The 2,544-nt window shown below is 64.9% G+C and carries 3 protein-coding genes and 1 pseudogene; all 4 read left to right on the top strand.

Annotated elements, in window-relative coordinates; all coding sequences use genetic code 11:
* Positions 1 to 213, top strand: a pseudogene (locus H928_RS0118705) (DNA polymerase III subunit delta'); the annotation flags it as partial.
* Positions 214 to 310: 97 nt separating this feature from the next.
* On the top strand, positions 311 to 685 hold the full coding sequence (locus H928_RS0118700) for a PilZ domain-containing protein (protein WP_021027879.1): 375 nt from the start codon (positions 311 to 313) through the stop codon (positions 683 to 685).
* Positions 686 to 841: 156 nt separating this feature from the next.
* Positions 842 to 1,648, top strand: coding sequence for a TatD family hydrolase (locus H928_RS0118695; protein ID WP_021027878.1), 807 nt, complete (start codon positions 842 to 844; stop codon positions 1,646 to 1,648).
* Positions 1,649 to 1,677: 29 nt separating this feature from the next.
* Entirely contained in the window at positions 1,678 to 2,463 is a 786-nt protein-coding gene (locus H928_RS28765; RefSeq protein WP_306729955.1) for an ankyrin repeat domain-containing protein, read from the top strand.
* The last annotated feature ends 81 nt before the right edge of the window (positions 2,464 to 2,544 follow it).

Raw genomic sequence — 2,544 nt, 5'->3', positions numbered from 1 at the left:
CTCTGCCATGATCTGCTGATGCTGCGTGTGGGGGCTGCGCCACGGTTTTTTGATGCGGCCGATCTGCCCGCGCCGCCGGCGCTGGCGGTGCTGGCGCGCTGGAGCAAGGCCTTGGCGCAGTCGATGCGCACGGCGGCGCACCCCTTCAACCAGGGGCTGATGCTCGAAGCGCTGGTCGCACAGGCGGCCAGCGTGCTGCAGTCGCGGCGCTGAGCCGGGCCCATCTGCCGGTGTAACAGGCCGCTGAAGTGGCCTGTGTTTGCGCTGGCATCTGGAAATAGGCAGCAAAATTTGGTTATCCTTGGAATCTATGAACAGTCCTACCCCCGCACCGGGCACGGCCAGCGCTCGCCCCAGCGTGCTGCAATTGGCCATCAAGGAAAAGGCCGCGCTCTATGCCGCCTACATCCCCTTGTTCAAGGAAGGGGGCATCTTTGTCCCCACGCCCAAGGACTATGCACTGGGCGACGATGTCTACCTGCTGCTGACCTTGCCCCAGGATCCGCAGCGCTACCCCATTGCCGGCAAAGTAGGCTGGGTGACGCCGGCAGGCGCCGGTGGCAACCGCACCCAGGGCATTGGCGTGCGCTTTCCCAAAGACCCCAAGACGGATGAGCTGCGTTACAAGATTGAACAGATCTTGGGCACGGCCTTGCAGGCCGACCGCGCCACGCAAACCATCTAAACGCCCAATTTGGACCCTGTCCCACCCGCATTTCTTAGCCGGGCTGACAGGGTTTTACGGTGGTGGCGACCGGCGGAGCAGCCGGAGCGCGGACAATGGCAGCAGTTCTTTGTATTTGGACTGCGGCGCTTTGTTCGTCTGCAGCGTAGACGATTGATGTTCACCGACTCCCACTGCCACCTCAACTTTCCCGAGCTTGTCCAGGACCTGCCAGCCATCCGCGCCAAGATGGACGAGGCGCGGGTGACCCGCGCGCTGTGCATCAGCTGCACGATGGAGGAGTTTCCCGACGTGCATGCGCTGGCGATGCGCTATGACAACTTCTGGTGCAGCGTGGGTGTGCACCCCGATACCGAAGGGCTGACCGAGCCCAGCGTGCAGGACCTGGTCGAGCGCGCGGCGCTGCCGCGCGTCGTGGCCATTGGCGAGACAGGCCTGGACTACTACGGCATGGAAGACCGCAAGGGCGGCCGCACGGTGGCTGATCTCGAGTGGCAGCGCGAGCGCTTTCGCACCCATATCCGCGCGGCCCAGCAGGTGCGCAAGCCGCTGGTGATCCACACCCGCAGCGCATCGGATGACACCTTGCGTCTGCTGCGCGAAGAGGGCGAGACCGGTGGCGCCAATGCCGCAGGCGGCGTGTTCCACTGCTTTACCGAGAGCATGGAAGTCGCCCGCGCGGCGCTGGACCTGGGTTTTTACATCTCGTTTTCCGGCATCATCACTTTCAAAAAGGCGCAGGATCTGCGCGATGTCGCCGCCTTTGTGCCTGAGGACCGGCTGCTGATCGAGACCGACAGCCCTTATCTGGCGCCGGTGCCGTTTCGCGGCAAGACCAATACGCCCGCCTATGTGCCGCATGTGGCCGCGCAGATTGCGCAGGTGCGCGGCACCAGCGTGGAAGCGGTGGCCGAGGCCACCAACCGCAATTTCGATCGACTCTTCAGCGGAGTGCTGTCATGAAGCTGCCTGCTACACCTGGTTCTTTGTCTGTGCTTCGAGCGGCCTGCGCGGCGGCCCTGTGGCTCGCCTGCGCGGCCGCGCAAGCGGGCTCGTATGACGACTTCTTCACCCGTATCATCCGCGATGACGCCAAGGGCATCGAGGCGCTGGTGCAGCGCGGCTTTGACCCCAACACCGTGAGCGAAAAGGGCGAGACGGGCCTGACCCAGGCCTTCAAGCTCGACTCCTACCGCGCGGCCAAGGGCATGATTGCGCTGCCGACCACCAACGTGAACCTGGCCAATGCCAAGGGCGAGACACCGCTGATGATGGCCGCCATCAAGGGTCAGGTCGATCTGGCCAAGGCCTTGATTGCCCGGGGCGCCGATGTGAACCGCGAGGGCTGGACGCCGCTGCACTATGCCGTCTCCGCCCCCAGCGAAGACGGCTCCGACCTGCAGATGGTGGCGCTGCTGCTGGAGCACCATGCCTACATCGATGCCGCATCGCCCAATGGCACCACGCCGTTGATGATGGCCGCCCAGTACGGCACGCGCAGCGCCGTGCAACTGCTGATCAAGGAAGGCGCCGACCCCAGGCTGAAAAACCAGCAGGGACTGACGGCGAGCGACTTTGCCACCCGTGCCGACCGCTCGGAAGTGGTGACCTGGCTGAGCCAGGCCGGCGCTGCAGCGCCAGGGGCGGGTGCCAGCGCTGGGGGTGGCGCTGCCGCTGCAGGCAGCACGGCTGCGCCCAAGCCGCAGCCCGGTGCTTACGTGCCGCAAAAGCCCGCGTTCCCGCAGGAAGGCCGGCGCAAGATCCAGAGCAACTGGTAAGGCGGCAGGCGGCGATGCCCATGTTGTGTTAGCACCCGCTGTGGGCAGGGGCTTGACATTCACACCATGGCAATCTTTAGA

Source organism: Comamonas sp. B-9 (genome assembly GCF_000410635.1).
Lineage (GTDB): Bacteria > Pseudomonadota > Gammaproteobacteria > Burkholderiales > Burkholderiaceae_C > Comamonas.
This window is presented reverse-complemented; position numbering and strand designations above follow the sequence as displayed.

Coding starts and splice junctions, on each gene's coding strand:
- H928_RS0118700 (WP_021027879.1), top strand. CDS start 311: ATGAACAGTCCTACCCCCGCACCGGGCACGGCCAGCGCTCGCCCCAGC.
- H928_RS0118695 (WP_021027878.1), top strand. CDS start 842: ATGTTCACCGACTCCCACTGCCACCTCAACTTTCCCGAGCTTGTCCAG.